The sequence below is a fragment of the Microcoleus harperi Pol14_C6 genome (assembly GCF_036701295.1).
In the GTDB taxonomy this organism is placed as follows: Bacteria; Cyanobacteriota; Cyanobacteriia; order Cyanobacteriales; family Microcoleaceae; genus Microcoleus.
In genome coordinates this window covers 1-24,668 of the sequence record NZ_JAUBQN010000053.1, presented here as the reverse complement: position 1 = coordinate 24,668, position 24,668 = coordinate 1, and the positions used below count along the sequence as shown (strand labels likewise).

Genomic DNA, 24,668 nt, shown 5'->3' with positions numbered 1-24,668 from the left:
ATTAAAGGCAGAAGTCATCAGCCTGTAGAAAAAAAATTTTTCTTTCTGCCGAATGCCTTCTGCCAAATGACTTCTGCTTCAAATGAGACCCGCTGCTACCTAGTCGTAGAGACCATTATTCAACCGGTTGTCTCCTTCAATAAAGACTGATTCAACATCAGTTACGGTGAATTTGTCCATGTTAGCTTGCAGCACTTTTTTCTGAGCATCCGTCAAGTCTGAAATATTGAGTACGTCCTCAACATTTTCGTAAGGAGCATTCTTAATAATTAGTCGAGCTAAAGTGGGATACAACCCTCGAAATTCCCGAAAGTCCCGGACGGCGCTGTTGTTCAAATCAAGTTTTTTGCCGTATTCTGTGGCAAGCTTCTCATCGGCGCGATTGGTTCTAGCCGGAGCTTCAACAGCTAGGAGCGAGGATGATGGCAAGACGATACGGCTTAATGACGCCGCGATCGCGCTTTGGTCTCCAGCCCATGCAAAGCAGCCCAGCACTAAGCCCAATACTGCCAATAGACGACCCAATCGTTTCATGAAGTTTTGTCTCCCAATTTCATACACAGCATTTATGTAGAGACTACCATTTTGCTTATGCAGTTTTTCAGATAAATCCGCAATAGGTAGAGGGATGTTATAAACTTTACATCTGGATCTTGACAAAAATGAAGATATATGATAGTAGCCGACCTTTAAGCATCCCAGGCAAATTTATAAAAGGCAGTCCAAATTAAAAACTAGAACTACCATTTTCAAGGGTTAATTTTTGCCCTGCACCCCATTTTCTAGCTATCGAGAACTCTTTCCTTTCCTTTTGAGAAAAGCGTTCAAGTCAGCATAAGTACCAGCGTAAGTCAGGCTGGGAGTGTCGTAACCCTTCAAAGCCACGGTGTGCGGCTCGAAAGCGCCCTCGGCCCCCAATTGCGTCAGGTATTTGTAGGTCGTTTCTCCCACAGCGATATCCTTGCCGAGTTGCTTAGTGCAAGATTCAAGGCGAAATGCTGCGTTTACAGTATCTCCCAAGGCGGTATAGTCTGATCGGTCGCTGCTGCCAGAATTTCCCACCATTGCATAACCAGTATTGATTCCGGCCCCGACTCGCAAAGGAAAAGGCAGGGGGTAACGAATGCTGAGTTCGTCTGTTGCCTTGTGCAGTTCGCTCAAAGCTTGGCAAATCCGCATCATTTCCTCGCTGCTGACACCGCTGGTTTTGTGGAACCAGACTGCCATGATGGCATCACCGATGTATTTGTCCACCCAACTGCCGTGTTCGCGAATGATCTGTCCTGCTTTGCGGAACCAATTGCCGATGACTTCCGAGAGGAGGGTTTCGTCTAGCTGCCTAGTCAAAACTGTAAAGTCTCGGATGTCCATTACCATGACGCTAATCAGGCTACGTACCGTCAAAGTCGCCGTAAAATCTTCAGAGTCTGTCTCGTGTATTGGATCGTGTCGGTGGCCGGCTGTTGGGTTGTAGAAGTCCAATTCGGTTTGACCGAAAATAATCCGATCGCCATTTCTGAGAGTTACAGGAATACTGACCCGCCGCCCGTTGACAAAGGAACCATTGCGGCTGCCCAAGTCGATCAGGTAGAACTCTCCTGTCTCCATTTGCTGTAACATCGCGTGATTACGGGAAATCCAGCGATCTGTCAGTACAAAATTATTGTCATCGCTCCGCCCTACTGTCCAGCAATTGCTGCCGGAGAGCGGCAAGTAGCGATTGCCGCCTTCTGTGCGAAGTACCATATGTGGATTGGGTTGCACTCGTCACAACAGTCCTAGAAACGACACAAAATTAACCGATTTGAGATTTGAGACTTCAGATTTTAGATTTTTTAGTCCATCATCGATGCACCTAGCCCCTGCGGGATTTCAGAACCATAAATCCGATCGACCTAGCGAAGGTATTTATGATTCGATCTACCAAAGCAGCCAGTAAAAACAGACTGTCTACCAAGATTGTACCTGATAATACTGCCTGCCCCGGAGCGGAGACAACTTTTATTTATTTTGATGAACCAGAAAAAAGTGGGAAAATGGCTCTGTTGCTAGGCAGCTACCGTGTACACACAAGTCCGAAATCTTGCCACACAATTCCTGAAACCCAAGTTTCGCATGAATCTCAGAAAAGAAGCTTATTTTCATGAATTTTAAGTTATTGATTCGGCAAAAGGAGAAATCAAGATTCTAGGAAACAGAGTTTCTACAATATGGGTCAGCGAGCAACTTGTCGTCTGTAAACGGTAGAGCTAGGCGGGGGGTAGGGGTGGGACCTGGTATGCAGATCCAGAGTTCTGTGCACTACTCCCTCTGGTGTATGCTTCAAATTTCAACCGGAACACCCGATCGTACCGAAGATTTCCTTCCAAACGTCGAACTTACATTCCGTTCATGGGCAGTAGTGCTAGTTGCTAACGCTAATAATCCCAGTCCTTCATCGCCAATAATGATAGCAGAATTCACATCTCTATCGTGCTTAATTTTGCTGTTGGAACAAGTCCAGCTACGCACTTCCAACAGCAGGCTACCCACCTGATTCAGACCTACGTGGCAACTCTTACTCGATCGTGCTAAAAAACGACCAGTCTCTAGGTAAGTTTTACAGTCTCTTTCAGCCTTGTATTTCAACTATCGGGTCAAAATTGACCAGCAGCCATCGCTACTTTTTTGGGATAGATTTTTTTTAACCAAGTTACTAACTGCCAGCTTTTCAACAACGATGACTTGGTTTTCCTGCACCAATTTGGGAGATATTTTTTCCTGGAATTTCTCACGAGCATTTGCCATCTTTTCGTGAAGTATGACCACTCTAAGCAGTTTATGGCGAAGATTTGAATCTTGATATTTGCGAGATAGTCTATGCTGCTTACGGTTGATATTTTTAGAATTTTTGGTAGATTTTAGAAAAAAAAAACCAGCTTTCCTAGAAATTTGAGGAATTTTTCACCAACAATTTGTAATTTTTGTGGGTACTGAATTGATTGACCTGCCTTGACTAGAAATTCGGGAAAGATGGCCGTCCTTCAAAGAAGCTGATGAATGCTGTGCATAGATTTAGTGAATTCAAATGATGTAGTTTTGGGTGATAGGGCAATCGCATCTGGTAAATAGCACTTTGTGAAGCAAAACTGAGCTAGCCAGGTAACAAGCAAGCTGCAAAACTTACCAGGCAATGGTTTAAGGGAACCGTCCCTGAGCTGATATCTTTTATTGTGAATCATTGGTAACAAGTTAAGCTAAGAAAGCACTTGTCAATCAGCAATTCTGCTCAATATTTACTCTAATTTTGGGCAGAAAACTGAGATTTGGGCGATCGAGGAATCATGCCGAGGGTGATATTTATACTTACTCCCTCTCAAATCGTGAATTTTATATTCCTAAAAAAGCTGTTTTTGTGAGTAAGATTACTGATTGACAAATGCAATTAAGTCTTAACTTGTCACCAATGAACCAGCAATCATAATTGCTGTGTAAAAAACAATTTTTAGAAAAGTGCCTATTTTACCTCCCCCCATTCTTATGACCATCAGCGATTTTTAAGAAATTTGGCCCAACAGCAATAAGCTGTGGCTTGTCAAAGTCCATTCCAGCAGAAACGTTTTGAATAATTTTTTAGCAGACTCCGAATCGGACTGATTAAGGTCTGTTGTTCTGAGATTAACAACTTTTGGTAAGGAGCGTAGGGAACCACTAAGAGTAAAAATCCTATATGCTATAGTAAGCTGTTAAATGCCATATATCTCGCTTTTGACGGTTTGGTTGTGGCAATCGTTGCGACATTTATGATGATTTATCAAATTTTTAAAACTAATTTTATTTATTGTTACCGTCTTGTGATAATTGAGAGATGGGTTATTTCTTGCCTGTTTAACTCCTTCTTCAGCTAGGAGTCCAGACCACAAACAGGACGGCAAAAAACCACCCTGGCTTTCATTCCACCGCTAAGATGAGTACAGTTATAGCGGGGGAATTCCCGCCGAGTAAGTTCAATTGGAAGAGAATTGTATGTTGTCGAAAAGAATTTTACCTTGTCTGGATGTGAAAGCCGGTCGCGTGGTCAAAGGGGTCAATTTTGTCAATCTTCAGGATGCTGGCGATCCGGTAGAAATGGCTCAGGTTTACAATGATGCGGGTGCTGACGAGTTGGTGTTTCTGGACATTACGGCGACTCACGAAGACCGGAATATTATGATCGATGTGGTGTACCGAACGGCCGATCGCGTATTTATCCCTTTGACGGTGGGCGGCGGTATCCAATCCTTAGACACCATTAAAAGTTTATTGAGGGCGGGCGCTGATAAGGTGAGTATTAATTCGGCGGCGGTGCGCGATCCGAGTTTAATTGACAAAGCCAGCGATCGATTTGGCAATCAGTGCATTGTAGTGGCGATCGACGCCCGCAAACGGCAAGACGCAGATAATCCTGGTTGGGACGTGTACGTGCGCGGAGGACGAGAAAATACCGGCAAAGATGCGATCGCCTGGGCCAAAGAAGCCGAACAGCGCGGCGCCGGCGAAATTTTGGTGACAAGCATGGACTCGGACGGCACTCAAGCCGGTTACGATTTGGAATTAACTCGAAGCATTGCCGAAATTGTCGAAATTCCGGTCATTGCTTCCGGTGGCGCCGGCAACTGTCACCACATCTACGAAGCCGTGACTGAGGGCAAAGCAGAAGCAGCCCTGCTGGCTTCCCTGCTGCATTACGGGCAACTCAGTGTAGGAGAAATTAAAACTTATCTAGCAAAATTTCAAGTTCCCGTGCGACAGCATCAGCCATTGGTTATTAGTCATTAGTCAGTGGATAGTCGGGCCCATCTCATATCTTGCAACATTTTCCACAAACCGCTCTGCGGGTTCACTCGAGCGCCCTCTCACATTGCAAACAGGCTAAATAAACCCGCCCCCACCCCAGGATAAAACCACTTACTGACATTGATACTGCTATGTGAGGCGCATCCGAAGGCACTTATAGAGAGTTTTTTTGATTCTACACAAGTGCCTTCTACATAAATCTCTTGGGGCGACCGAGGCCAGTCAACTAGAAATATTCCCTGAGAAGGATTTCAAATACCAGCTTTTTCAGCTAAATATTATATATTAGCTCAATTTGAAAGAAAGCAACGGTTGCTTTTATCACAATAGAGTTAAAGATTGTGCAGAATATGAGTGAGCTTCAGCCTGTTAACAATCTTAGCGATCAAAACTTCTAAAAACGGAGAAATTTTGTATGTCTTTTATCAGCTTTAACTTCCCTGCCAAGCGTTTAGTCCGCACTTTAATAGCTGTTTGTTTTTGTGCCTTGATGTTTGTTTCTAATGCTTTTCCCGCTTTTGCCGTTACTAGCAGCCCCACCAAAGGTGAAGACCAACTTTTAGGGATTGAAAAAGAATCTCAAGAAGCTGTACTCAAAAAACCAATGTCCTTGGAAGAAACTCAAGAAAAAGCCAGCAAAGGACCCAACGAAGTTCAGGGGGACGCTGACATTGAAAAAATGAAAAATCCTTCCAATACACAAGCTACATCCTTTGAGCAACAAGTCAAAAAAGCTGTCAACAAAATTAAAGACTAACTCAGCGCGCAGTAGTCAGGGGACAGTTGTCAGTATAAAAGATTAGGGACGCGGCGCGGTGCCGTGTCCCTAGATTTTTTTTGTAGAAACACCGGACCGCGCCACATCCTTGGAAAAGCCGTATCCAATCTAAATTTAGCTTTAGTTTTCAGAATTCGTCTTAGATGGAATAAAAAAGTGGAAAGGACTTGGCATCTTTCGGCTTGACAAACACTCTTTGCTGGGGCTGCAAGTTCAAGCTATCGAATCTTTCTCTAGTCAAATTAGCGTTTACTACTTGACCGTCATCTAAGGTTAATTCTACCTGAATTTCCCATCCCAAATGAATCAAGCGACTGATTCTTGCAGGCACCGTTGCACTATTTTCTGTAGTTTCAATTACTACATCGTGAGGGCGCAAGAAAATCTCTGGGTTGGCTGAGTCAAAGCCGTTGTCTTGAAACATTCTTGAACTGCTGGGCAATACATTGACTGGCCCGATAAAACTCATTACGAAAGCACTAGCTGGATGGTCGTAAATTTCTGCGGGTGTGCCGACTTGTTCGATTTTACCTTTATTCATTACTGTAATTCGATCGGCAACTTCCATCGCTTCTTCTTGATCGTGCGTCACAAAGACTGTGGTAACGTGAACTTCGTCGTGCAGTCGCCGCAACCAAGCACGCAAATCTTTGCGAACTTTGGCATCGAGAGCCCCAAAAGGTTCGTCTAGCAGTAACACTTTCGGTTCCACAGCCAGGGCTCTGGCGAGGGCCACCCGCTGCCGCTGGCCTCCTGAAAGTTGCGACGGGTATCTATCGCCCAATCCTGCCAATTGCACTAAATTCAACAATTCTTCTACCCGCGATTTGACTTTCGCGGGTGGTGTTTTCTGAATTTGCATCCCGAAAGCGATGTTTTTTCGCACTGTCATGTGTTTGAATAGCGCGTAGTGCTGAAACACGAACCCAATTTTGCGGTCTTGGACGCTAGTATTGGTGGCATCCTGGCCTGTTAGCCAGATTTTGCCGGAGTCGGGCATTTCTAAACCGGCAATCAGTCGCAGCAGTGTAGACTTGCCGGAACCAGACGGGCCCAGCAATGCGACTAGGGAACCCGATTCAATTTCTAAGCTGACTCGATCGAGTGCTTGGAAACTGCCAAACTGTTTTGATACGTTTTCTACAACTATGGCCATAGGTAGGAAGAGGGAAGAGGGAAGAGGGAAGAGGCAGAATACACGAAGCAAGAGGCAAGGGGCAAGAGGGAAAAATGTTAATCTCCGGTTTGTGGATGGGTTAAAGTAAGTTTTTTTATAGCACGATCGCACATCAGTTTGTTAATTTTAGGGTTTTGGCGATCGGTCAGTCGATTTTAGATTTTAGATTTTAGATTTTAGATTTACTTGCAGTTTTGAATTTGGAAGATGGAACTTTGGTCTCAAATTTGGGACTCTCCAGGAAAGCAGTCCGGGCTTTCCATCCGTTTTTGGGCGGGGTCAAACAGCCGAAAATTAACAAAAATGCACCTCCAACACAAAAAAACACAATTCTTTGCCACCAAAGTTGGCGTTTGGTACTACAATGCAGCAAAAGTTCAAGCGTTTTTGACTTCAACGGCTGAGGGGATAAAGGAAAATGGGAGATGTTGGACGTGTGCCTGTAGGAATTATCGGCGCTTCAGGGTACGGCGGCGTGCAACTTGTGCGACTGCTGGCGGATCACCCAGCGGCTGAAGTCGTGTATTTGGGCGGGGATAGCAGTGCGGGAAAACCTTTTTCCAGCCTTTATCCGCATTTGACTAACTGCATTGACTTGACTGTGGAGGCGATCGACTTAGACAAAATAGCGGCAAAATGTGAAGTTGTGTTTCTCTCGCTGCCGAACGGTTTAGCTTGCAAAATGGCACCGACGCTGCTCGAAAAAGGCTGCAAAGTATTGGATTTGTCGGCTGACTACAGATTTGAAAATCTGGAAACTTACAAAGCTTGGTACGGCGGCGAGCGATCGGACTCATCAGTGGCTGCAACGGCTGTTTACGGTTTGCCAGAATTGTATCGCGATCGAATTAAAGACGCTCAGTTAGTAGGCTGTGCGGGCTGCTACGTTACTGCTAGTTTATTAGCCCTGGCACCTTTACTCAAACAAGGCCTCATTGTGCCAGAAACAGCAATTATAGACGCCAAATCCGGTGCTTCGGGAGGGGGCCGCAAAGCCGAAGTTAATCTCTTGTTGGCTGAAGCAGAGGGTTCTCTGGGTGCTTACGGCGTTGGCCGCCACCGTCACACGCCAGAAATCGAGCAAATTTGCAGCGATTTAGCGGGACACGATATTAAAGTTCAGTTTACTCCGCACCTAATTCCGATGGTGCGCGGAATTCTGGCGACTGTTTACGCAACTTTGCGCGATCCAGGTTTGGTGCGGGAAGATTTAATCACAATTTTCAGCGCTTTTTACCGCAATTGTCCTTGGGTAAAAGTGTTGCCTGCTGGAGTTTACCCGCAAACAAAATGGGCTTGCGGCACGAATCTTTGTTATATCGGCATCGAAGTCGATCCGCGTACTGACAGAGTGATTGTGCTGTCGGCGATCGACAATTTAATTAAGGGACAAGCCGGTCAAGGCATCCAGTGCATGAACTTGATGATGGGCTGGGAAGAAACTTTGGGTTTGCCACAATTGGCTTTCTATCCTTAATTATTGGGCATGGGGCATGGGGCATGGGGCATGGGGTAATTGGTAAGGGGCATGGGGCATGGGGTAATTGGTAAGGGGTAAGGGGTAATTGGCAAGGGGTAAAGCGAGGATTCACATCCAGGCTGTCACTGGTTAATTTAAATTTCAAAGCAATTACCAATTCCCGATGCCCTATGTCCTATGTCCTATGCCCGATGCCCTATGCCCGATGCCCGATTACCGATTACCGATTACCAAGTGTTATTTAGGCCCATAACCGATCGACCCAGCATAAATTGCCCGATCGCCCAATTGGTCCTCAATCCGCAATAAACGGTTATATTTGGCAACTCGTTCGCTGCGACACAAAGAACCAGTCTTGATTTGACCGGCGCGAGTCGCTACCGCTAAATCGGCAATTGTGGTATCTTCAGTTTCACCCGAACGGTGGCTGATGACGGCTCGATAGCTGTTCCGTTTGCCGAGGTCGATCGTATCCAAAGTCTCTGTCAAAGAACCAATTTGATTCAGCTTAATCAAAATCGAATTGCTAGCTTTCAAATCAATTCCTTTTTGCAGCCGCGTGCGATTAGTAACAAACAAATCGTCACCAACCAATTGAACTTTGCTGCCCATTTTCTGCGTCAGCGCTACCCAACTGTCCCAATCGTCTTCGTGCAAACCATCTTCAATCGAAACAATCGGATATTGACTCGCCAAACCATCCAAATAATCGATTAATTCTGCTGGCGAATGAGCCACACCGTCGTAAGTGTACTGCCCATCTTTGTAAAATTCGCTAGCAGCAACATCCAAAGCCAAAGCAACTTGTTCACCCGGTTTGTAGCCAGCTTTTTCAATAGCTGCAATCAACAAATCCAAAGCTGCTTGATTGGATTTAAGATTAGGCGCAAAACCGCCTTCATCACCCACACCAGTCAGCAAACCCTCAGCTTTTAAGACTTTACTCAAGGATTCAAATACCTCTGCACCCCAGCGTAAAGCTTCTTTAAAAGAGGGCGCACCTACAGGGACAATCATAAATTCTTGAATGTCCACATTATTGTTAGCGTGAGATCCCCCGTTGATCACGTTCATCAGTGGCACTGGCAAAACGTTCGCTAAGGGGCCGCCCAAGTAGCGGTAAAGGGGGAGTCCTAAAGTCTCGGCGGCCGCCTTTGCTGTCGCTAAGGAGACTCCGAGAATGGCATTAGCGCCGAGGTGGGATTTGTTGGGGGAACCGTCCAAGTCAATCATGGTTTTGTCTACCAGTGCTTGGTCGATCGCATCGAGATTAGCCAAAGCGGGGGCAATTTTGTGCTCGACGTTATCGACGGCTTTGAGGACACCTTTGCCGCCGTAACGTTTGTTGTCGCCATCGCGGAGTTCGTGGGCTTCAAAAGAGCCTGTAGAGGCGCCGCTGGGGACTTGTGCGATCCCCACAACGCCGTTGGCTAGGTAAACTTCAGCTTCAATGGTGGGGCGCCCACGAGAGTCGAGGATTTCTCTGGCTTGAATAGATTCGATCGCAGTGTCTAGCATATTAATTATTCCGGACTTAACTCAAGGTTTCATGACAATTAGCAGTCTCTGGGTTTTCCCACGCTGACTGCTGACGGGTAATAGAGTACGCGATCCCCTGAATTATTGGTACACAGTTCAAAATATTTGCGGATTGGGACGGGCAGACTGGTGTCAATAAGCTAGGCTTGTTGAATAAAGACCTCAGGCAATTTTGACAATAATTTGATTGTTTTAACCTCAGCTTCCCGCATATTTCTTAATTGGAACCTTTGTTAAAATCAGAATATCAACAAAGTCAATCAAAAAAGGAGAAACTTAAGATGTTAGAAACAAATCTCGGAGAAATTAGAGCATTAGCTGAAAATTCAGACCCAATTATTGCCGATCCTCCAAACATCAAATTGCTCACAGCGCCATTGCAAAATCCAGGCAGCGACCCCAACTTTTTTGACTTAACTTCCAATGACGACGCATTTCAATTAGCAAATGGAATTCTGCGGAATACTCCCGGAGGTTTGCGGGCTTTAGATGGTAACGATTTTGTCAGAGGTTCCGGTGGTGCGGAACTGATGAACGGTAACAGTGGCACAGATACCTTAATCGGAGGTTGCGGCAGCGATACTATTCGCGGCGGCCAAGATTTTGACATTCTTTATGGAGAATGCGGCAGCGATTTTGTCAGCGGAGATCAAGGTGATGACTACGTTTATGGAGGCACGGCTAATGACTTTATTCGCGGTGGTAAAGGGAATGATGCTTTAGTAGGAGAGAGTGGAAACGATACTCTAATCGGTGATGCTGGAATTGATAAACTTTGGGGAAGTGAAGGCGCAGATTTGTTTGTCCTCCGCACAGAAGTGGGAGCAACTTCGGGGGAGATTGGTTCGCTTCAACCGCCTCCTAGCGGCAATTTTGATGTAGATGAAGTGCCTGCCGATTTTATTCTCGATTACAATCCGGCTGAAGGTGATGTAATTGGATTGGCGTCTGGATTGACGCGAAATGATATTGTTTTGAGCGAAAGATTTTTAACAATTGGTGATGCCAGAGATTACGATAGCAGCGGCCCTTTTCCTCCGGGAATTCCTCGAACGGCTGATTTTAGAATTTTAAATACTAAGGCGACGGTGATTCGGGAAGCTAGCAGCGGCAATATCTTGGGTTTGGTGAAGGATGTTTCCCCGGATCAACTTCAGTTTATATCTGTATCGGATGGGACGATCGCTCTAGGATAATTACCAAATGCTGAGCAAGGCAAATCTGCATAGCACGGAGGGGCGGAACGAAACGCCCATCCGACAACAACAAGGTTCTCAATCTTCGTTCCCAGGCTCTGCCTGGGTAGGCATATAAGCGAGGCTATGCCTCCCGATTCCTGACATAAATTCAACAATATTTAAGATTGCCAGAAATCCGTCACATCATATCCCATTTCGGTGAGCATTTGCCGCAGCAGAGGTAAGCTCAAACCAATCACATTTGTGTGACATCCTTCAATTTTTTCCACAAAAAAGCCGCCTTTACCTTCGAGTGCAAAACAGCCTGCACAGGCGAGGGGCTCTCCGGTAGCGACGTAAGCCGCTATTTGGCGCGAGGTTACTTCCGCAAAATGAACTTTTGTAACTTGACAGCGAATGAGCGATCGCGACCTTGCCTCACCAAAGTCATCGAATCTAGTATCAATTAAAGCATGACCCGTATACAGTTCGCCCACCTTACCGCGCATTTTCTGCCAGCGCGAGATTGCTTCTTCCGCATCCTTGGGTTTGCCGTGAATTTCGCCATCTATGAGCAAAATTGAATCGCATCCCAAAACCAAACAAGATTTGGGATTAGGGATTTGTGGGTGAGAATTAGCCAGCAAAAACTTAGCTACAGCCTCAGCTTTTCCCTCTGCTAAAACCTGCACTAATTTATTGGCATCCCTCATTTGTATTTGCGCTTCATCAAAGTCGCTGGGGCAAATCACAGCTTGAAGGCCGGCATTTTCTAACAGGCGACGGCGCGCTGGAGAAGCTGAAGCTAATACAAAAGTGGGAATTTTCATAATAAGTTAAGAAGGAAGAAGGAAGAAGGAAGAAGGAAGAAGAAAGAAGGAAGAGGTAAGAAGGAAGAAAAAGAAACTATTCCCCATCCCCAACGCCCATGCCCTATTCCCCATTCCCAATTACTTTTTAAACCTAATAAACAGAGAAAGATTTAACAACTTTCTCAAAAGCTTCTTTTACCTTGGGCCAGCGTTCTTCGGTAGTGGAAACGTTAAGCGTAAAAAGTTTGCCGCGGCTGACGGCTACACTCGCTAAGTTGTGGCGTTCTTGGTTGGGCAACTTAACGGCATATTCTAAAATGTAATAGTTTTTCGATCGCGATTCACGAGCTTCTGCATTGACTAATTCAGCTTCGCGGCCCGAATCAGCCGGGGCGATCGCACTTTTGCTGAGCTTGTATCCCACATCCGTCGGCGTTCCCAAATCCGCCAAAGTTTTGTCCTTCGCGACTGGACTGATTACTACGCTGACGTTCTCGGTTTGCTGAATCAAATCGCGTAACACCACATCGGGCCCGTTAGAAACCGCGATCGGCAGCCAGCCGTTAGGATAGAGAAATTGATAGCCGTCGCCAGTATCAACGTAGCTTTTGAGTCCAGTGACTTTAGACACACAACCGGTCAAGGTGAGGCTTAGAACCACCAGAAGTATTGCCGCAATTCGTTTGAGCATTCTTTTTACAAGTAGGGTAAAACAAAAATATTTAATTTTAATTGTCTCATCAAACCTTGCCCCTCAAAATAGTTAAGCTATGGATCGCTGTTTGTGTATCGCCAGCGATCCATAGCCATATAGTTTAATTGTTAACAAAATCATTACAGGTGAGTCAGCCAGCTAATCAGTCCGTGCTTGGTCGAAACTTCTAAAGCCAAGAGAGAAACAAAGCCAATCATGGCAAGGCGGCCGTTTAAGCGTTCGGCGTAGGGAGTGAAGCCGGTGCGGGGTTCGTCATCGATGTATACTTGCGGCTCGATCGCAAAATTGTTCATTTTGCCTTGGTCGTCCAGCATTAAGCCTCTGTTACTCATGTTTTTTTTCCTAAATGGTTTTTAGTGTACTGTAAATAAATGTAACAGACTTGTGAAGATATGTAAAGGATTGTGAGAAATTTTTTTAAATACCTCGATCTGACACCTGTTTTAAAAAAAATGCAACTGTAGGCAAGCTCTAAACCCTTATACAGTAAGTCTTTCCCCAATCTAAAATCTAAAATCTAAAATCTAAAATGGTATGACTGTGGGTAGACTATGGGCCCCGGAGGGGGGAGGATAGAGTGGAGAGGCACGAAAGTCGATGGTGTGTGGCAAATCCAGTCTGGGTTTGACGAAAATTGTGGAACGGAGGAAAAATTTATGCGGGCCAGTCTGGAAATGCGGTGGTTTTATAGCGGTGCACTGCCAAAATCGCTCAATCAATGGTTTGGAAGCGAGAGTCTCGGCGCGTATCTTTCGCCTCCCGAAGAACGGGAAGACATATATTTGTTAGTACCTAGCTGCGACTACTTGGGAGTGAAGCTTCGTGGGAAAACTTTGGAGGTAAAGTGGCGTCAGGCAGAGTTAGGGACGATGCAGTTCGGCAACCGCTGGGAAGGCAAAGCCGAAAAGTGGCTGAAGTGGGTTTGTGCGGACACGATAGCGCCGATACCGGCGGATATTGTGGCGACAGGAAAGTGGGTGGCAGTCAAGAAAAAGCGAGCGCAGCGTCTTTATCAAGTTTCGGCCCCTGGTTCCCTGATATCTGTGCCTGTGGAAGCCCCAATTCCCCAAGGTTGCACCGTGGAACTTACTCAGTTGAACATTAACGGCAGCGCGTGGTGGACTTTGGGATTTGAAGCGTTTGGCAGCGAAAGTTGTTTGACAGAAAGCCTGCAAACAGTAGCTAGTTGGACTAGCAAGAATTATCAGGCGCAAAAGTTAAAAGCTGAGGATTCTTCTGCTTATCCGATTTGGCTGGCAAGCAAGTAATATCAAACCCGGCTTTAATAATACCTGCTGTATTTTTTAGTCACCCTCTGCTGGGACGAGAGGCAAGTGTAAACGCGGTTTCAACCGCCGAGTCTGGCAGTCCTGGACGTTACTGGCATATATATAGCAGTTGACAGTTGACAGTTGACAGTTGACAGTTTTTAGACGGGCATCAAACCGTTGATGCTACAAGGGTCAGGGATCTATTCACCAGCTTATTTCTGTCCTTACCGATGTGGCGGTTGCTATAGTAAGGTGTTCTACTACCGGAAATCTTCAATAATATTTCAATAAGGGAGTCTGACGCACCTGAGATGTAGCACCATTTTCAATGAGGTTTTTTACGGGCGGGCAGGATGCCCACCCCACAAGAAAACTCACTCTTTGTGGAACAGGCATCTTGCCTGTTCTTGAGAATGGTGCAAGATGCACCCTAAAAATCGATTGTCCTGTGACAGTTGGCCTTAGTCTTCTCTAATCGAGGGGGTTTCTAACTATTCCCCCTCTCTCCCATTCTCCCCCTCTCCTCTTCTCTCCACTTTCCCAGCAGTTCTCAGAATTTGACAAGCCAAAATCGCCGCCCCAAATCCATTATCAATATTCACCACACCCACACCAGCCGCACAAGAATTGAGCATAGTTAAAAGAGGAGCAATCCCGCCAAAACTCGCGCCGTAACCCACACTTGTCGGCACAGCAATCACCGGACAATCTGCCAAACCCGCAACCACACTCGCCAAAGCGCCTTCCATGCCCGCAACCGCAATCAATACATCAGCACCGGCAATGACGTGCCGGTTGCTCAGCAAGCGGTGAATGCCGGCAACTCCGACATCCCACAAACGTCGCACCTGAAAACCGCAAAGTTCCGCAGTAATTGCCGCCTCTTCCGCTACAGGCAAATCCGCCGTTCCCGCACTGATAATAGTCACAGTACCCGGATGCTGCGGAGTTGGGGAATTAGGAGAAATTGCACAAATTCGAGCCTTTTGGTAGTAGCACAAATCCGGTATTTTTTGTTGCAATTGCTCGAAAACTTCCGGTTCGATTCGTGTCGCCATCACCGCAGAATTTCGCCCGCGCATCGCCTCGATAATCTCAACAATTTGGTCGGGCGTTTTCCCCGGGCCCCAAATTACTTCAGGAAAACCCGTTCTTAAAGTACGGTGGTGGTCAATTTTGGCAAAATCGCCGACTTGTTCAAAGTCAAAATGCTTTAATTTATCCAAAGCTGCGATCGGGCTAGTATCGCCTGCAGCAACTGATTCGAGTAACTTCTGTAAAATTTCAGGTTCCATAAATATTAGTCAGTTGTCAGTTGTCCGTTATCAGTTGTCAGTTGTCAGTTGTCCGTTGTTAGGTGTCCGTTATCAGTAGTAAAAAATAACCAATAACTACTAATAAATAATTAATAACAACTGACTATTCTGCAATTTTCAGCTCGTACAAATTCCAGAAAGCACCGCCCAGGGCACTGTAGCGAATTCCCGAAACGCGATCGCGCACCGCCTCAAAAGTCAGCGGATTCACCATATAAAGGAAAGGCACTTGTTCTGCTATAATCCGCTGCGTTTCTCCATAAAGCTCCTTGCGCTTCGCCTCATCCAACTCCTGGGAAGCTTTCACGTAAAGGTCATCGATTTTCTGCTCCCAGTCGTCAACTTTCCAACCCTTAATCGGGGGTTCTCCGGATTGCGGGCCCTGGTTGAAACTGTGCAACGTTCCATTGACTGACCAAATATTGTAGCCGCTGTGCGGTTCAGTACCTCCCGTAAAACCACCGAGGTAAGTATCCCAATTCCGCGTCAATCGCAGTTTTTCCACATAAGTGTTAAAACTGAGGAACTGCGTATCAATTTGCATCCCCAGTTTGCCCAAATCTTGTTTAATTTGCGTTCCCATTTGTTCCCGAACTTTTTTACCCGCAGCCATCAACAAAGTAAATCGGACTTTGTTGCCCTCCGCATCCAATAATTGACCCTCACTGTTATATTTGAAACCAGCACTTAACAGCAACTCTTTGGCTTTTTGTCGATCGTAACTGTAAGTTTTCAATCCCTGTTCTGGGGACAGGTAGAACGGGCTTTGCTCCGGAATTGGGGAATGCAGTGGCGCGCCAAGTCCGCGATAGATATTGTTAGTCATGGCGTCCCGATTGATGCCGTAGGCGATCGCCTGCCGAAATTCTTTGCTCGCGAACCAGCGAGACTTAACCGGGTCTACAAACGGCTGATTTTGAGCATTGCGCCCCTTATTCAGATTGAAACACATAAATACGCTGCCAGTATCCGGGCCGCCGTTGAAGACCGTATATTTGCCGCGTTTTTCCTCCCGTTTAAGTAGGGGAAACACTTCCGGCTCAACGTTTAGAGTATCCAAATCGCCCGATCGAAAATTCAGCAGTTGATTATCAGTATTTTCGATAATTTGCCAAACAATTTGCTCGATGTAAGGCTGGACATTTCCCTCAGCATCTTTGCGCCAAAAATACGGATTTCTTTCCAAAACCACACGCTGATTGGGAGTGTAGCTCAGCATTCGATATTGACCATTACCCACAATTTTTTTAGGGTCAGTATCCGTCCCCCAAGTACTCAGGAATTTAGGCTTGCCATCGGCATCTGTATTTTCGACAGCTTCCTGTAAAATATGAGCTGGTAAAATAGGGATTCCCCCAGCATATCTAATAAATGGAGCAAAGGATTCTGCAACGGAAAATTCAACGCGGCGGCTGTCTATTTTTTTAACTGTTGGGAATTGGCGACTCATGCCAACCCTCAGAGTATCTTTCAAACCGCTAGGGATTTTGTCATTGAAATAAATCTTTTCATAGCTAAAGATAATGTCATCAGTAGTCATCGGTTTGCCGTCCGACCATTTCAACCCCTCTCGCAGGGTGAAGACAATCTTTTTGCCATCTTTAGAAACTTCCCACGACTCGGCTAAACCTGGTTCTAGCTCCGATGTCAAGCCGTTTTCGTTGATCAATCCCTCGTACATATAGCCAAAGACGCTGTATGCAGATTGATTTAGCGGGTAGTTAAAGGTGCCCGGGCCGCTGGGGGTAGGAACGATGAGTCTGTTTGCTAAGTTCGTCGATCGGGCTGGAGTGCACGCAGACAGAGTTATAGTGGCAATTGCCGCCAGTACGATCGCCAGCCAGCGCAGTCTTGAATGTAGCATCATAGAAATTTTCATAATTTTTTAGTTTACCACCTGCGTGCAACTATGACTGAGATTGTAACCAACCGAGAAAGTCTTTAGTGCGCGAAAAATACTCGGTTATCCCTACTTCCCGCAAAGCATCTTGAACTTCCGATACACTAAATTCTTTTGTATTATTGCTCAAAAATACCTTGACTTCATTAGCGTGTAAGTGTGCGTGATTCAAGATGCAGTGGAGAATCAAATTGTCTGTCGGGTCTTCTTCAATAAAAACTGTATTCAAGCTTTCTCGCAGTGTATCTGCTGTTAGTTCCATCATCTCCACATTTTCAGCCAACAATTCAAGAGCCTCAAAAAGACGTACTTTAATATTATTGAGCAATCCTTCATTTTCAGTCAAAGACTCTTCTACATGGAATAAAAGAGACTTAGCATAAGGCGAAGTAAGATCGCGCTTGATCTGGCTAATTTGTTTTTTCTGTTCATCTGCAAAACGGTTGCGGCGCTTGATATCGTCTTCTAAAGCCGAGAGAGCTTCCATCCAGCAAATAGCAGGTATGGCAATGCGGGCTGATGTTGGTACACTCAGTAACAAGTTATTGGCATCAGGATCGCGCCCTGTAGCACTACTCATCAAAAAGTTAGTTTCTATATATAAAATCGCCACCAAGTTTTACCCTTAACTTTGTTGTTCCACCTGCTAGCAACTGCAGCAAACCGATTGCTGCTATCTGTTCCGCTGCTGGCGGAATCTCAGACTTCCAATTATAAGCTAAGTCACGCAACCATGATTCAATCAGCCTAGTTAGGTATGGCTCAAATATCCGCTGATCGCCTAATTTTGAGTCATAATAGTGAAGGATGTCAGCCGTTTTTAACGATAAAACAGCTTCAGACAAAACAGTGCCGTCCCATTTAAAAACGATTATATTTTCGAGAGTGACAATCATAGCATAAGGAATTACCACCTTTTTTTCGGAGAGCTTTGAGAGGAAATGTTTTATTTGTTCGATCGCGCGATCGACAATTTTCTGTTTTGCGTCTGCTTCTTGAGCTTGAATAATTTTAACCTCAATTAGCACGACTATGCGATCGTCCTTATCCAACGCGATGACATCCGCATCTACAGGAAATTGTAATTCCCAGGTGTCAGTGTCCATGATTTCCGCCCTACTAGCGATTTTGGATTAAAGAATTGACTCCACTATCAATTTTAGATTGTAGAGTTCTATTTTTTGCCCAGCAAAACTACAGCATAGGCTGCAATTCCTTCTTCTCTTCCCACCGGCCCTAACTTTTCGTTTGTAGTCGCTTTGATGCCGATTTGGTCGGGTTTTAATTGTAGGACTGTAGAAAGCCGATCGCGCATTTGCTCAATATGCGGTTTCAGCTTTGGACGTTCGGCCACCACCACCGAATCAATATTGCCGATTTCCCAGCCTTTATCTAATATTAACTGATTCACTTGTGCCAGCAGTACGAGACTATCAGCACCTTTCCATTTCGGGTCAGTTGGCGGGAAATACAGCCCGATATCTCCTAAGCTCAGAGCTCCGAGCATCGCATCCATGATAGCGTGGGTAAGTACGTCGGCGTCGCTGTGTCCTAATAAGCCTAATTCGTGGGGAATGTGCACGCCGCCGAGGATGAGGGGGCGTTCTGGAACTAAGCAGTGAATGTCGTAGCCGTTGCCGATGCGGATGTTCATGTAAAATTGAGGTTTTGGAAGTATACCAAAAAACAATTATTTCATATTTCTGAGGAGATAGCTGAAAAAGTATGGTCTTGATTTACGGACTTTGCGGTAATTGTAGCAAAGACATACAGATGTCGGTTGGTCAGTCTGTCTTCGACAAAAAATTTGTCTGGCATCTATCTTATAGCTGTCCTTATTGCGGGGAGGCAATCGAGTTAGATAATACTGATGCTATACCTAACGAAATGAGAAAAGAGATTTTAGCAAAAGAAGGGACTTGGAACTTGATTGTATTGGAAAAAGAACAAGGTGCAACAGTTGTAACAAAAATCCTGCGTCAGGCTATGGAATTGTCATTAGCTGAAGCGATAAAGTTAAAAAAGAAGATGCCTGGTTCTGTTTTTGTCGGAACTAAATGTGAGACCGATCGACTAAGACATCTTTTAGCGGCTGTTGGCTGGAAAGCTTCAATAAGCAAAACAGTAAGTTAGTTCTGCCTGGGGAGTTCTATTAGCTTTAAAGTGCTAATCATCCCTGAAGATCCAACTAATAACGGCTACATCCTCAAACCTTATTCTTCCCTCTCCTGCAACCACCGATCGTACAAATCCGATCGGCGCGATCGAGTTCTTTCAATTTGCTGTTCCCTGCGCCAGCGAGCAATTTCTGCGTGATTACCGGACAGCAACACGTCGGGCACCTTCAATCCCCGAAAATCCGCCGGTCGAGTGTACTGCGGATAATCCAAAAGTCCGTCCTCAAAACTCTCAAACTTTAGGGAATCTTCCTTGGCCACAGTTCCCCGCAGCAATCGCAAAACCCCATTAATCAAAGCCAAAGCAGGAATTTCGCCCCCCGTGAGTACAAAATCCCCCAAAGATACCTCGCGAGTGACTAAATGCAGCACTCGATCGTCCACACCCTCATAATGGCCGCAAATTAACACCAACTGATCGCGATCGGCGGCCAACTCCCGAAACATCCCCTGCTGCATCGGTTCCCCCTGGGGAGTCAGCAAAATCACCTCCCGCCGCGACAAAACCGGCAGCGACTCCACCGCAGCAAAAATCGGTTCCGGCTTCATCAGCATCCCCACTCCGCCCCCGTAAGGCTCGTCATCGACTCGCTGGTGTTTGTCTGTGGTAAAATCGCGGGGATTGACAAAATTCACCTCAGCAATCTTTTTAGCTAAGGCTTTGCCCATCAGTCCCGACTCTAGGGGAGCCCGGAAAAATTCTGGAAATAAGGTAACTACGTCAAAGCGCACAATTATTGGAATTTTATTGATACATCACCTCTAGTTTGACCCTTAGGGGGAGTTCAGTTTTCAGTAATTGCTTTATTCTTTATAATTTCTTATAATTTCTGAAAATTTTTGCACGTTAAATTCTCTTCCTTTGTCGGCTGGCCCGTTTTGTACAACAATAAATCAGTTTTTCATGACAGCGACTGCAAGCAAACTCGCCACCAAACAACTGCGGGATCGCGCGATCGGCGATCGCACCTCACTGGCACAAACAAAAATTTATTCTTAAAAAGCCCTATTGTACCCACAGCAACGGCAAAATTGAATTTCACATCCAACAGAGGAAGACACACCATGCAGCAGTTGACATCTCAAGCCCTCGAACACAATATTCCCCAGCGCACAAAAACCTCGATTATGGTCATCGGGGGAGCCGAAGACAAAGTTCACGGGCGAGAGATTTTGAACACCTTTTTTTGCCGTGCTGGGGGTGCAAACGCTCGGCTGGCGATCGTTCCCTGCGCTTCGCGAGATCCCGAAGGAATTAGCAACCGCTACCGCACCATATTTGACGAAATGGGCGTTAGCGCCGTCAAAGTAGTGGACATCCGCGAACGCGAACAAGCCGAAAACCCCGTCTGGAAAGATTACTTAGAAGATTGTACGGGCGTATTCATCACAGGCGGCGACCAACTGAGGCTCTGCGGGCTGCTGGCGGACACCCCGCTGATGGAGAAAATTCGCAAAGAAACTATAGAAGGCAAGATTACCCTCGCCGGTACCAGCGCGGGTGCTGCGGTGATGGGATATCACATGATTGCAGGCGGCGGAAGTGGCGCGTCACCGAACCGCTCTTTAGTAGATATGGCAAACGGACTTAACATTATTCCTGAGATCATCGTAGACCAGCATTTTCACAACCGCAACCGCATGGCTCGCTTGCTGTCGGCTGTGGCAAGCCATCCCGATCGCCTCGCTATTGGTATTGACGAAGACACCTGCGCGTTGTTTGAGGGAGACGATACTATGAAAATTCTCGGTAAAGGCACTGTGACTATCGTTGATTCTAGGGAAAATTTTTATACCAATGAGTCTATGGTAGGAGCTACAGAACCCTTAAGTCTGTTCAATATGCGCTTGCACGTTCTGTGTCATGGAGATTGCTACAATATGCCCCTCGGCAAACCAATGCCATCGGGAGCCTGTTCCGAGTCTGGCTGGCCCCCCGAATGCCGCACAGCCAACTAACGTAGAACATCTCTTGTCATTGATTCGGCAGAAATTAGGCGGCATTCCGGCCGAATCATGGATACAACAATAGAATAGATTCCGAAGCAGCCACGGTCTGACCCCAGGAGGCCGAACCACAGAAAATTCTAGCTTCGAGCTTTGAGTTTTTGCTAGCCATAGACCTCTACTTGTTTTTCGCGGATCGTAGGGGCATGAATTTTCAATTGCGTAGCCCATAACTGGAAATTCACTCCCAAACTGTTCGCAGCGAACAGTCGATCGAGCAATCTAGATCGAAATTGAATAAATGCTCCAATTATCTATAAGATTTCGCGCCCCATACCCCTCTAACTGACATGAAAATACTTAAAATCCAGACCTTACGCGGCCCCAACTACTGGAGCATCCGACGCCAGAAACTCGTCCTGATGCGTCTGGATTTAGAGGAGTGGGCAGATAAAACCACAGCGGAAATTCCTGGCTTCTACGAAGGGTTGATCGCCTCACTTCCGAGTTTGAACGACCATCACTGTTCTCCAGGCCATCAGGGAGGATTCCTGCAACGGGTCAGAGAAGGGACAATGATGGGACACGTCATCGAACACGTCGCCCTAGAACTTCAGGAAATGGCAGGAATGCCGGTCGGGTTCGGTCGCACCCGCGAGACTGCGACCCCAGGCATTTACCAAGTAGTGATCGAGTATCAACACGAACAAGCAGGTCGCTATGCAGCCCGGGCGGGGGTGCGGATGTGCCAAAGCATTGCCGAGACAGGCACTTATCCAGCAGCAGAATTAGTCCAAGATTTGAGAGACCTGAGAGAGTTTGCTGCGTCGGCAGCCCTAGGGCCGAGCACGGAAACACTGATTAAGGAAGCAGAAGCGCGCGGCATTCCTTGGATACCTTTGAGCGCCCGGTTTATGATTCAACTCGGCTACGGGGTTCACCAAAAGCGGATTCAGGCAACTCTGAGCAACCGGACGGGAGTTTTGGGAGTAGAACTTGCCTGTGACAAGGAAGGTACCAAAAATATCCTCGCCAGCGCCGGCGTACCGGTTCCCAGAGGGACGGTGATTAATTATTTGGACGAATTGCGCGGGGCGATCGAAGATGTCGGCGGTTATCCGATCGTCCTCAAACCTCTAGACGGCAACCACGGCCGCGGCATTACGATCGACATCAATTCTTGGGAAGCAGCAGAAGAAGCTTACGACTTAGCCAGCGCGGCATCAAAAACAAAAAGCGTGATAGTGGAGCGCTATTACGTCGGCCGTGACCACAGAGTATTAGTAGTCAACGGGCAAGTCATAGCAGTTGCAGAACGAGTCCCCGCTAACGTCGTGGGCAACGGCAAGTCTACAGTAGAACAGCTTATTGAAGAAGTAAACCGCGACCCGCAGCGAGGAGACGGACACGACAACGTGCTCACCCGGATCACGATTGACAAATTGTCCCTGGATTTGCTGCAAAAACAAGGATACGCGATGGACTCCGTAGTGCCCGCCGGCGAAAGAGTATTTTTGCGGGCGACAGCAAACTTGAGTACCGGTGGAATTGCAGTCGATCGCACTGACGAAATCCACCCAGAAAACGTCTGGCTGTTTTCCAGAGTCGCCAAAATTATCGGTTTGGATATCGCCGGTATTGACGTAGTAACTCCCGACATCTCCCAACCCCTGCGCGATGTCAACGGCGTCATCGTCGAAGTCAATGCAGCACCGGGTTTCAGAATGCACGTCGCCCCGAGTCAGGGTTTACCCCGCAACGTCGCCGGCGCTGTCTTCGATATGCTTTTCCCCTCGCCTCAACCCAGCCGGGTGCCGATTTTAGCGGTAACGGGAACCAACGGCAAAACGACAACCACTCGCCTGCTTGCCCACATTGTCAAGCAGACAGGTCAGATTACCGGCTACACGACTACCGACGGCACTTACATCGGCGATTATTTGGTAGAAAGCGGAGACAATACCGGGCCGCAGAGTGCTCAGTTGATTTTGTCCGATCCGACGGTAGAAGTAGCGGTGCTGGAAACGGCTAGAGGCGGAATTTTGCGATCGGGCCTCGGCTTCGATCAGTGCGATGTCGGCGTCGTCTTGAACGTCGCTGCCGATCACTTGGGAATTGGCGACATCGACACCGTGGAACAACTAGCCAAACTCAAAAGCGTCCTCGTCGAGTCGGTAATGCCTAAAGGCTATGCAGTTTTAAATGCAGACGACCCGCTAGTATCACAAATGGCGCAGCGTGTCAAGGCTCAAATTGCCTATTTTTCGATGAACCCGGACAACGAACTGGTTGCCAAACATACGGCTGCGGGCGGGCTGGCAGCGATTTACGAAAATGGTTACTTGTCAATCTTGAAAGGCGATTGGACGCTGAGAATTGAGCAGGCTGTGAACGTCCCGCTGACGATGGGGGGGCGCGCGCCGTTTATGATTGCCAATGCTTTAGCAGCTTGTTTGGCGGCTTTTGCCCAAGGATTGAAAATAGAAGATATTCGCGCTGCTTTGTCAAGCTTCCAAGCATCGGTCGGTCAAACTCCCGGGCGGATGAATTTGTTTAAATTGGGCAACTATCACGCTTTACTCGATTACGCCCACAACCCCCACAGCTACAAAGCTTTGGGCAGTTTCGTGCTGAATTGGCCGGGACTGCGGATCGGGGTAGTCGGCGCCCCCGGAGACCGGCGAGATGAAGATTTTGTCACGCTGGGCAAACTTTCGGCCGAAATGTTCGATCGCATTATTGTGAAGGAAGATATTGACAGGCGCGGGCGAGAACCCGGTGTGGTGGCACAGTTAATTTGCCAGGGAATTGCCGAGGCAGTTTCTGCAGGAACCGCAAACAAATCTCAAGTTGAATACGAGTTGATTCTTGACGAAACAACGGCTGTTAACAAGGCTTTAGATGAGGCGCCGATCGGCAGTTTGGTAGTGATTTTACCTGAAAGTGTCAACAAAGCTTTGAGTTTAATTGAAGCCCGGAAACCGATTAAGGAATCTGTGGAAGTTCAAAATGGTTTAGATCCATCGAAGTCGCAGGAAAGTTTAAAACCGACTGTGGTGAATCAAGGCTAAACTCTTAAGTCTCTTTTAATTAATAGGTTGGGTTTACTTGTGTTAAACCCAACCTATTTTTTTTCAGGCATTTATAAATATGACTTTTATGAAGTCAAAGTTATGAATTTTATGAATTGACATTGACAGTTGTTTATTTAATGATGTTAATCAACAGACTTTATGCGAAAATCTTTTATGGCTTTACAAACAAACCCAAGCGTAAATCTTACTAGGAGGTGGGCATGAATTCTCCTCATTTTGACCAACAATCAGGATGGTCATACTGGCGATGGTATGTTTCTACTATTACGCCCCTTTTTTTGATTAGCATTCCATTGTTCGTGTTTATAGCTATTTTAGTCAGTCCATTGACAGTCTTCCTTTGGAATTGGCTAATGCCTACTCTGTTTGGATTTAAGCAAATATCTTGGTTATACCAATTCACTATGAAGGTACACTAAAATATAGGGTAAAAGTAGAGGCAATTCAATATGGCGAACAAACTTCAGG

The 24,668-nt window shown here is 46.4% G+C and carries 23 protein-coding genes; 8 read left to right on the top strand and 15 right to left on the bottom strand.

The genetic code is table 11. From position 1 onward, the window contains the following. Nucleotides 1-99: 99 nt before the first annotated feature. The 4 genes from psbU to QUA27_RS27520 form a co-directional block, all read right to left on the bottom strand. Nucleotides 100-534: a photosystem II complex extrinsic protein PsbU gene (gene psbU / locus QUA27_RS24725; RefSeq protein WP_006635850.1), complete on the bottom strand. Its 435-nt coding sequence runs from the start codon at nucleotides 532-534 to the stop codon at nucleotides 100-102. 252 nt (nucleotides 535-786) lie between these two features. Continuing rightward, the gene (locus QUA27_RS24720; protein ID WP_333071375.1) at nucleotides 787-1,746 is read right to left on the bottom strand and encodes an adenylate/guanylate cyclase domain-containing protein; all 960 of its coding nucleotides are present in this window, start codon (nucleotides 1,744-1,746) and stop codon (nucleotides 787-789) included. A gap of 576 nt (nucleotides 1,747-2,322) precedes the next feature. After that, nucleotides 2,323-2,628 carry a zinc ribbon domain-containing protein gene (locus QUA27_RS24715; protein WP_333071373.1) on the bottom strand — a complete coding sequence of 102 codons (306 nt, stop codon included), beginning with the start codon at nucleotides 2,626-2,628 and terminating at the stop codon, nucleotides 2,323-2,325. After that, nucleotides 2,629-2,877: a transposase gene (locus tag QUA27_RS27520; RefSeq protein WP_445251543.1), complete on the bottom strand. Its 249-nt coding sequence runs from the start codon at nucleotides 2,875-2,877 to the stop codon at nucleotides 2,629-2,631. Nucleotides 2,878-4,005: 1,128 nt separating this feature from the next. On the opposite strand from QUA27_RS27520, the gene hisF reads away from it, so the two are divergent. Together hisF and QUA27_RS24705 are read left to right on the top strand one after the other, a co-directional pair. Then, the gene (gene hisF, locus QUA27_RS24710; RefSeq protein WP_333071371.1) at nucleotides 4,006-4,797 is read left to right on the top strand and encodes an imidazole glycerol phosphate synthase subunit HisF; all 792 of its coding nucleotides are present in this window, start codon (nucleotides 4,006-4,008) and stop codon (nucleotides 4,795-4,797) included. 433 nt (nucleotides 4,798-5,230) lie between these two features. Further along, complete coding sequence (locus QUA27_RS24705; RefSeq protein WP_333041098.1) at nucleotides 5,231-5,572, top strand: low temperature-induced protein; 342 nt, start codon at nucleotides 5,231-5,233, stop codon at nucleotides 5,570-5,572. 160 nt (nucleotides 5,573-5,732) lie between these two features. On the opposite strand, the gene QUA27_RS24700 is transcribed toward QUA27_RS24705, so the two are convergent. Then, nucleotides 5,733-6,749, bottom strand: a complete 1,017-nt coding sequence (locus QUA27_RS24700) for a sulfate/molybdate ABC transporter ATP-binding protein (RefSeq protein ID WP_333071369.1) — start codon at nucleotides 6,747-6,749, stop codon at nucleotides 5,733-5,735. Nucleotides 6,750-7,188: 439 nt separating this feature from the next. Between QUA27_RS24700 and argC the strand changes: the two genes are divergently transcribed. Further along, complete coding sequence (argC, locus tag QUA27_RS24695) at nucleotides 7,189-8,247, top strand: N-acetyl-gamma-glutamyl-phosphate reductase (RefSeq protein WP_333071368.1); 1,059 nt, start codon at nucleotides 7,189-7,191, stop codon at nucleotides 8,245-8,247. 240 nt (nucleotides 8,248-8,487) lie between these two features. On the opposite strand, the gene eno is transcribed toward argC, so the two are convergent. Then, a complete protein-coding gene (gene eno / locus QUA27_RS24690) occupies nucleotides 8,488-9,768 on the bottom strand; it encodes a phosphopyruvate hydratase (RefSeq protein WP_445251541.1) in 1,281 nt (426 codons plus the stop codon). A 302-nt stretch (nucleotides 9,769-10,070) separates the two neighbouring features. Between eno and QUA27_RS24685 the strand changes: the two genes are divergently transcribed. Then, nucleotides 10,071-10,985: a calcium-binding protein gene (locus QUA27_RS24685; protein WP_333071365.1), complete on the top strand. Its 915-nt coding sequence runs from the start codon at nucleotides 10,071-10,073 to the stop codon at nucleotides 10,983-10,985. Between the two features lie 161 nt (nucleotides 10,986-11,146). Here the strand turns inward: QUA27_RS24685 and QUA27_RS24680 are convergent, their stop codons facing one another. The 3 genes from QUA27_RS24680 to QUA27_RS24670 form a co-directional block, all read right to left on the bottom strand. Next, nucleotides 11,147-11,797, bottom strand: a complete 651-nt coding sequence (locus QUA27_RS24680) for a Maf family protein (RefSeq protein ID WP_333071364.1) — start codon at nucleotides 11,795-11,797, stop codon at nucleotides 11,147-11,149. A gap of 133 nt (nucleotides 11,798-11,930) precedes the next feature. Beyond that, entirely contained in the window at nucleotides 11,931-12,470 is a 540-nt protein-coding gene (psbP, locus tag QUA27_RS24675; protein WP_333071361.1) for a photosystem II reaction center PsbP, read from the bottom strand. Nucleotides 12,471-12,613: 143 nt separating this feature from the next. Then, a complete protein-coding gene (locus tag QUA27_RS24670; RefSeq protein WP_333071359.1) occupies nucleotides 12,614-12,826 on the bottom strand; it encodes a CAB/ELIP/HLIP family chlorophyll-binding protein in 213 nt (70 codons plus the stop codon). A 324-nt stretch (nucleotides 12,827-13,150) separates the two neighbouring features. Between QUA27_RS24670 and QUA27_RS24665 the strand changes: the two genes are divergently transcribed. Beyond that, nucleotides 13,151-13,762: a hypothetical protein gene (locus tag QUA27_RS24665; RefSeq protein ID WP_333071356.1), complete on the top strand. Its 612-nt coding sequence runs from the start codon at nucleotides 13,151-13,153 to the stop codon at nucleotides 13,760-13,762. Between the two features lie 494 nt (nucleotides 13,763-14,256). On the opposite strand, the gene larB is transcribed toward QUA27_RS24665, so the two are convergent. The 5 genes from larB to ispF form a co-directional block, all read right to left on the bottom strand. After that, nucleotides 14,257-15,060, bottom strand: coding sequence for a nickel pincer cofactor biosynthesis protein LarB (gene larB, locus QUA27_RS24660; RefSeq protein ID WP_333071354.1), 804 nt, complete (start codon nucleotides 15,058-15,060; stop codon nucleotides 14,257-14,259). A gap of 124 nt (nucleotides 15,061-15,184) precedes the next feature. Beyond that, on the bottom strand, nucleotides 15,185-16,948 hold the full coding sequence (locus QUA27_RS24655; protein WP_333071387.1) for an ABC transporter substrate-binding protein: 1,764 nt from the start codon (nucleotides 16,946-16,948) through the stop codon (nucleotides 15,185-15,187). A gap of 40 nt (nucleotides 16,949-16,988) precedes the next feature. Continuing rightward, complete coding sequence (locus QUA27_RS24650) at nucleotides 16,989-17,561, bottom strand: PIN domain-containing protein (protein WP_333071352.1); 573 nt, start codon at nucleotides 17,559-17,561, stop codon at nucleotides 16,989-16,991. Between the two features lie 7 nt (nucleotides 17,562-17,568). After that, the gene (locus tag QUA27_RS24645) at nucleotides 17,569-18,087 is read right to left on the bottom strand and encodes a hypothetical protein (protein WP_333071349.1); all 519 of its coding nucleotides are present in this window, start codon (nucleotides 18,085-18,087) and stop codon (nucleotides 17,569-17,571) included. Nucleotides 18,088-18,155: 68 nt separating this feature from the next. Then, nucleotides 18,156-18,635 (bottom strand): 2-C-methyl-D-erythritol 2,4-cyclodiphosphate synthase, encoded by a 480-nt coding sequence (gene ispF, locus QUA27_RS24640; protein ID WP_015178243.1) that lies wholly within the window; start codon nucleotides 18,633-18,635, stop codon nucleotides 18,156-18,158. Between the two features lie 71 nt (nucleotides 18,636-18,706). Between ispF and QUA27_RS24635 the strand changes: the two genes are divergently transcribed. After that, nucleotides 18,707-19,114, top strand: a complete 408-nt coding sequence (locus QUA27_RS24635) for a hypothetical protein (RefSeq protein WP_333071347.1) — start codon at nucleotides 18,707-18,709, stop codon at nucleotides 19,112-19,114. Nucleotides 19,115-19,194: 80 nt separating this feature from the next. Here QUA27_RS24635 and trmD read toward each other — a convergent pair whose 3' ends face one another. Further along, nucleotides 19,195-19,890, bottom strand: coding sequence for a tRNA (guanosine(37)-N1)-methyltransferase TrmD (gene trmD / locus QUA27_RS24630; protein WP_333071345.1), 696 nt, complete (start codon nucleotides 19,888-19,890; stop codon nucleotides 19,195-19,197). Between the two features lie 333 nt (nucleotides 19,891-20,223). Between trmD and QUA27_RS24625 the strand changes: the two genes are divergently transcribed. Both QUA27_RS24625 and cphA read left to right on the top strand, forming a co-directional pair. After that, a complete protein-coding gene (locus tag QUA27_RS24625) occupies nucleotides 20,224-21,117 on the top strand; it encodes a cyanophycinase (protein ID WP_333071386.1) in 894 nt (297 codons plus the stop codon). Nucleotides 21,118-21,455: 338 nt separating this feature from the next. Next, a complete protein-coding gene (gene cphA, locus QUA27_RS24620) occupies nucleotides 21,456-24,176 on the top strand; it encodes a cyanophycin synthetase (RefSeq protein ID WP_333071344.1) in 2,721 nt (906 codons plus the stop codon). Nucleotides 24,177-24,668 lie beyond the last annotated feature (492 nt).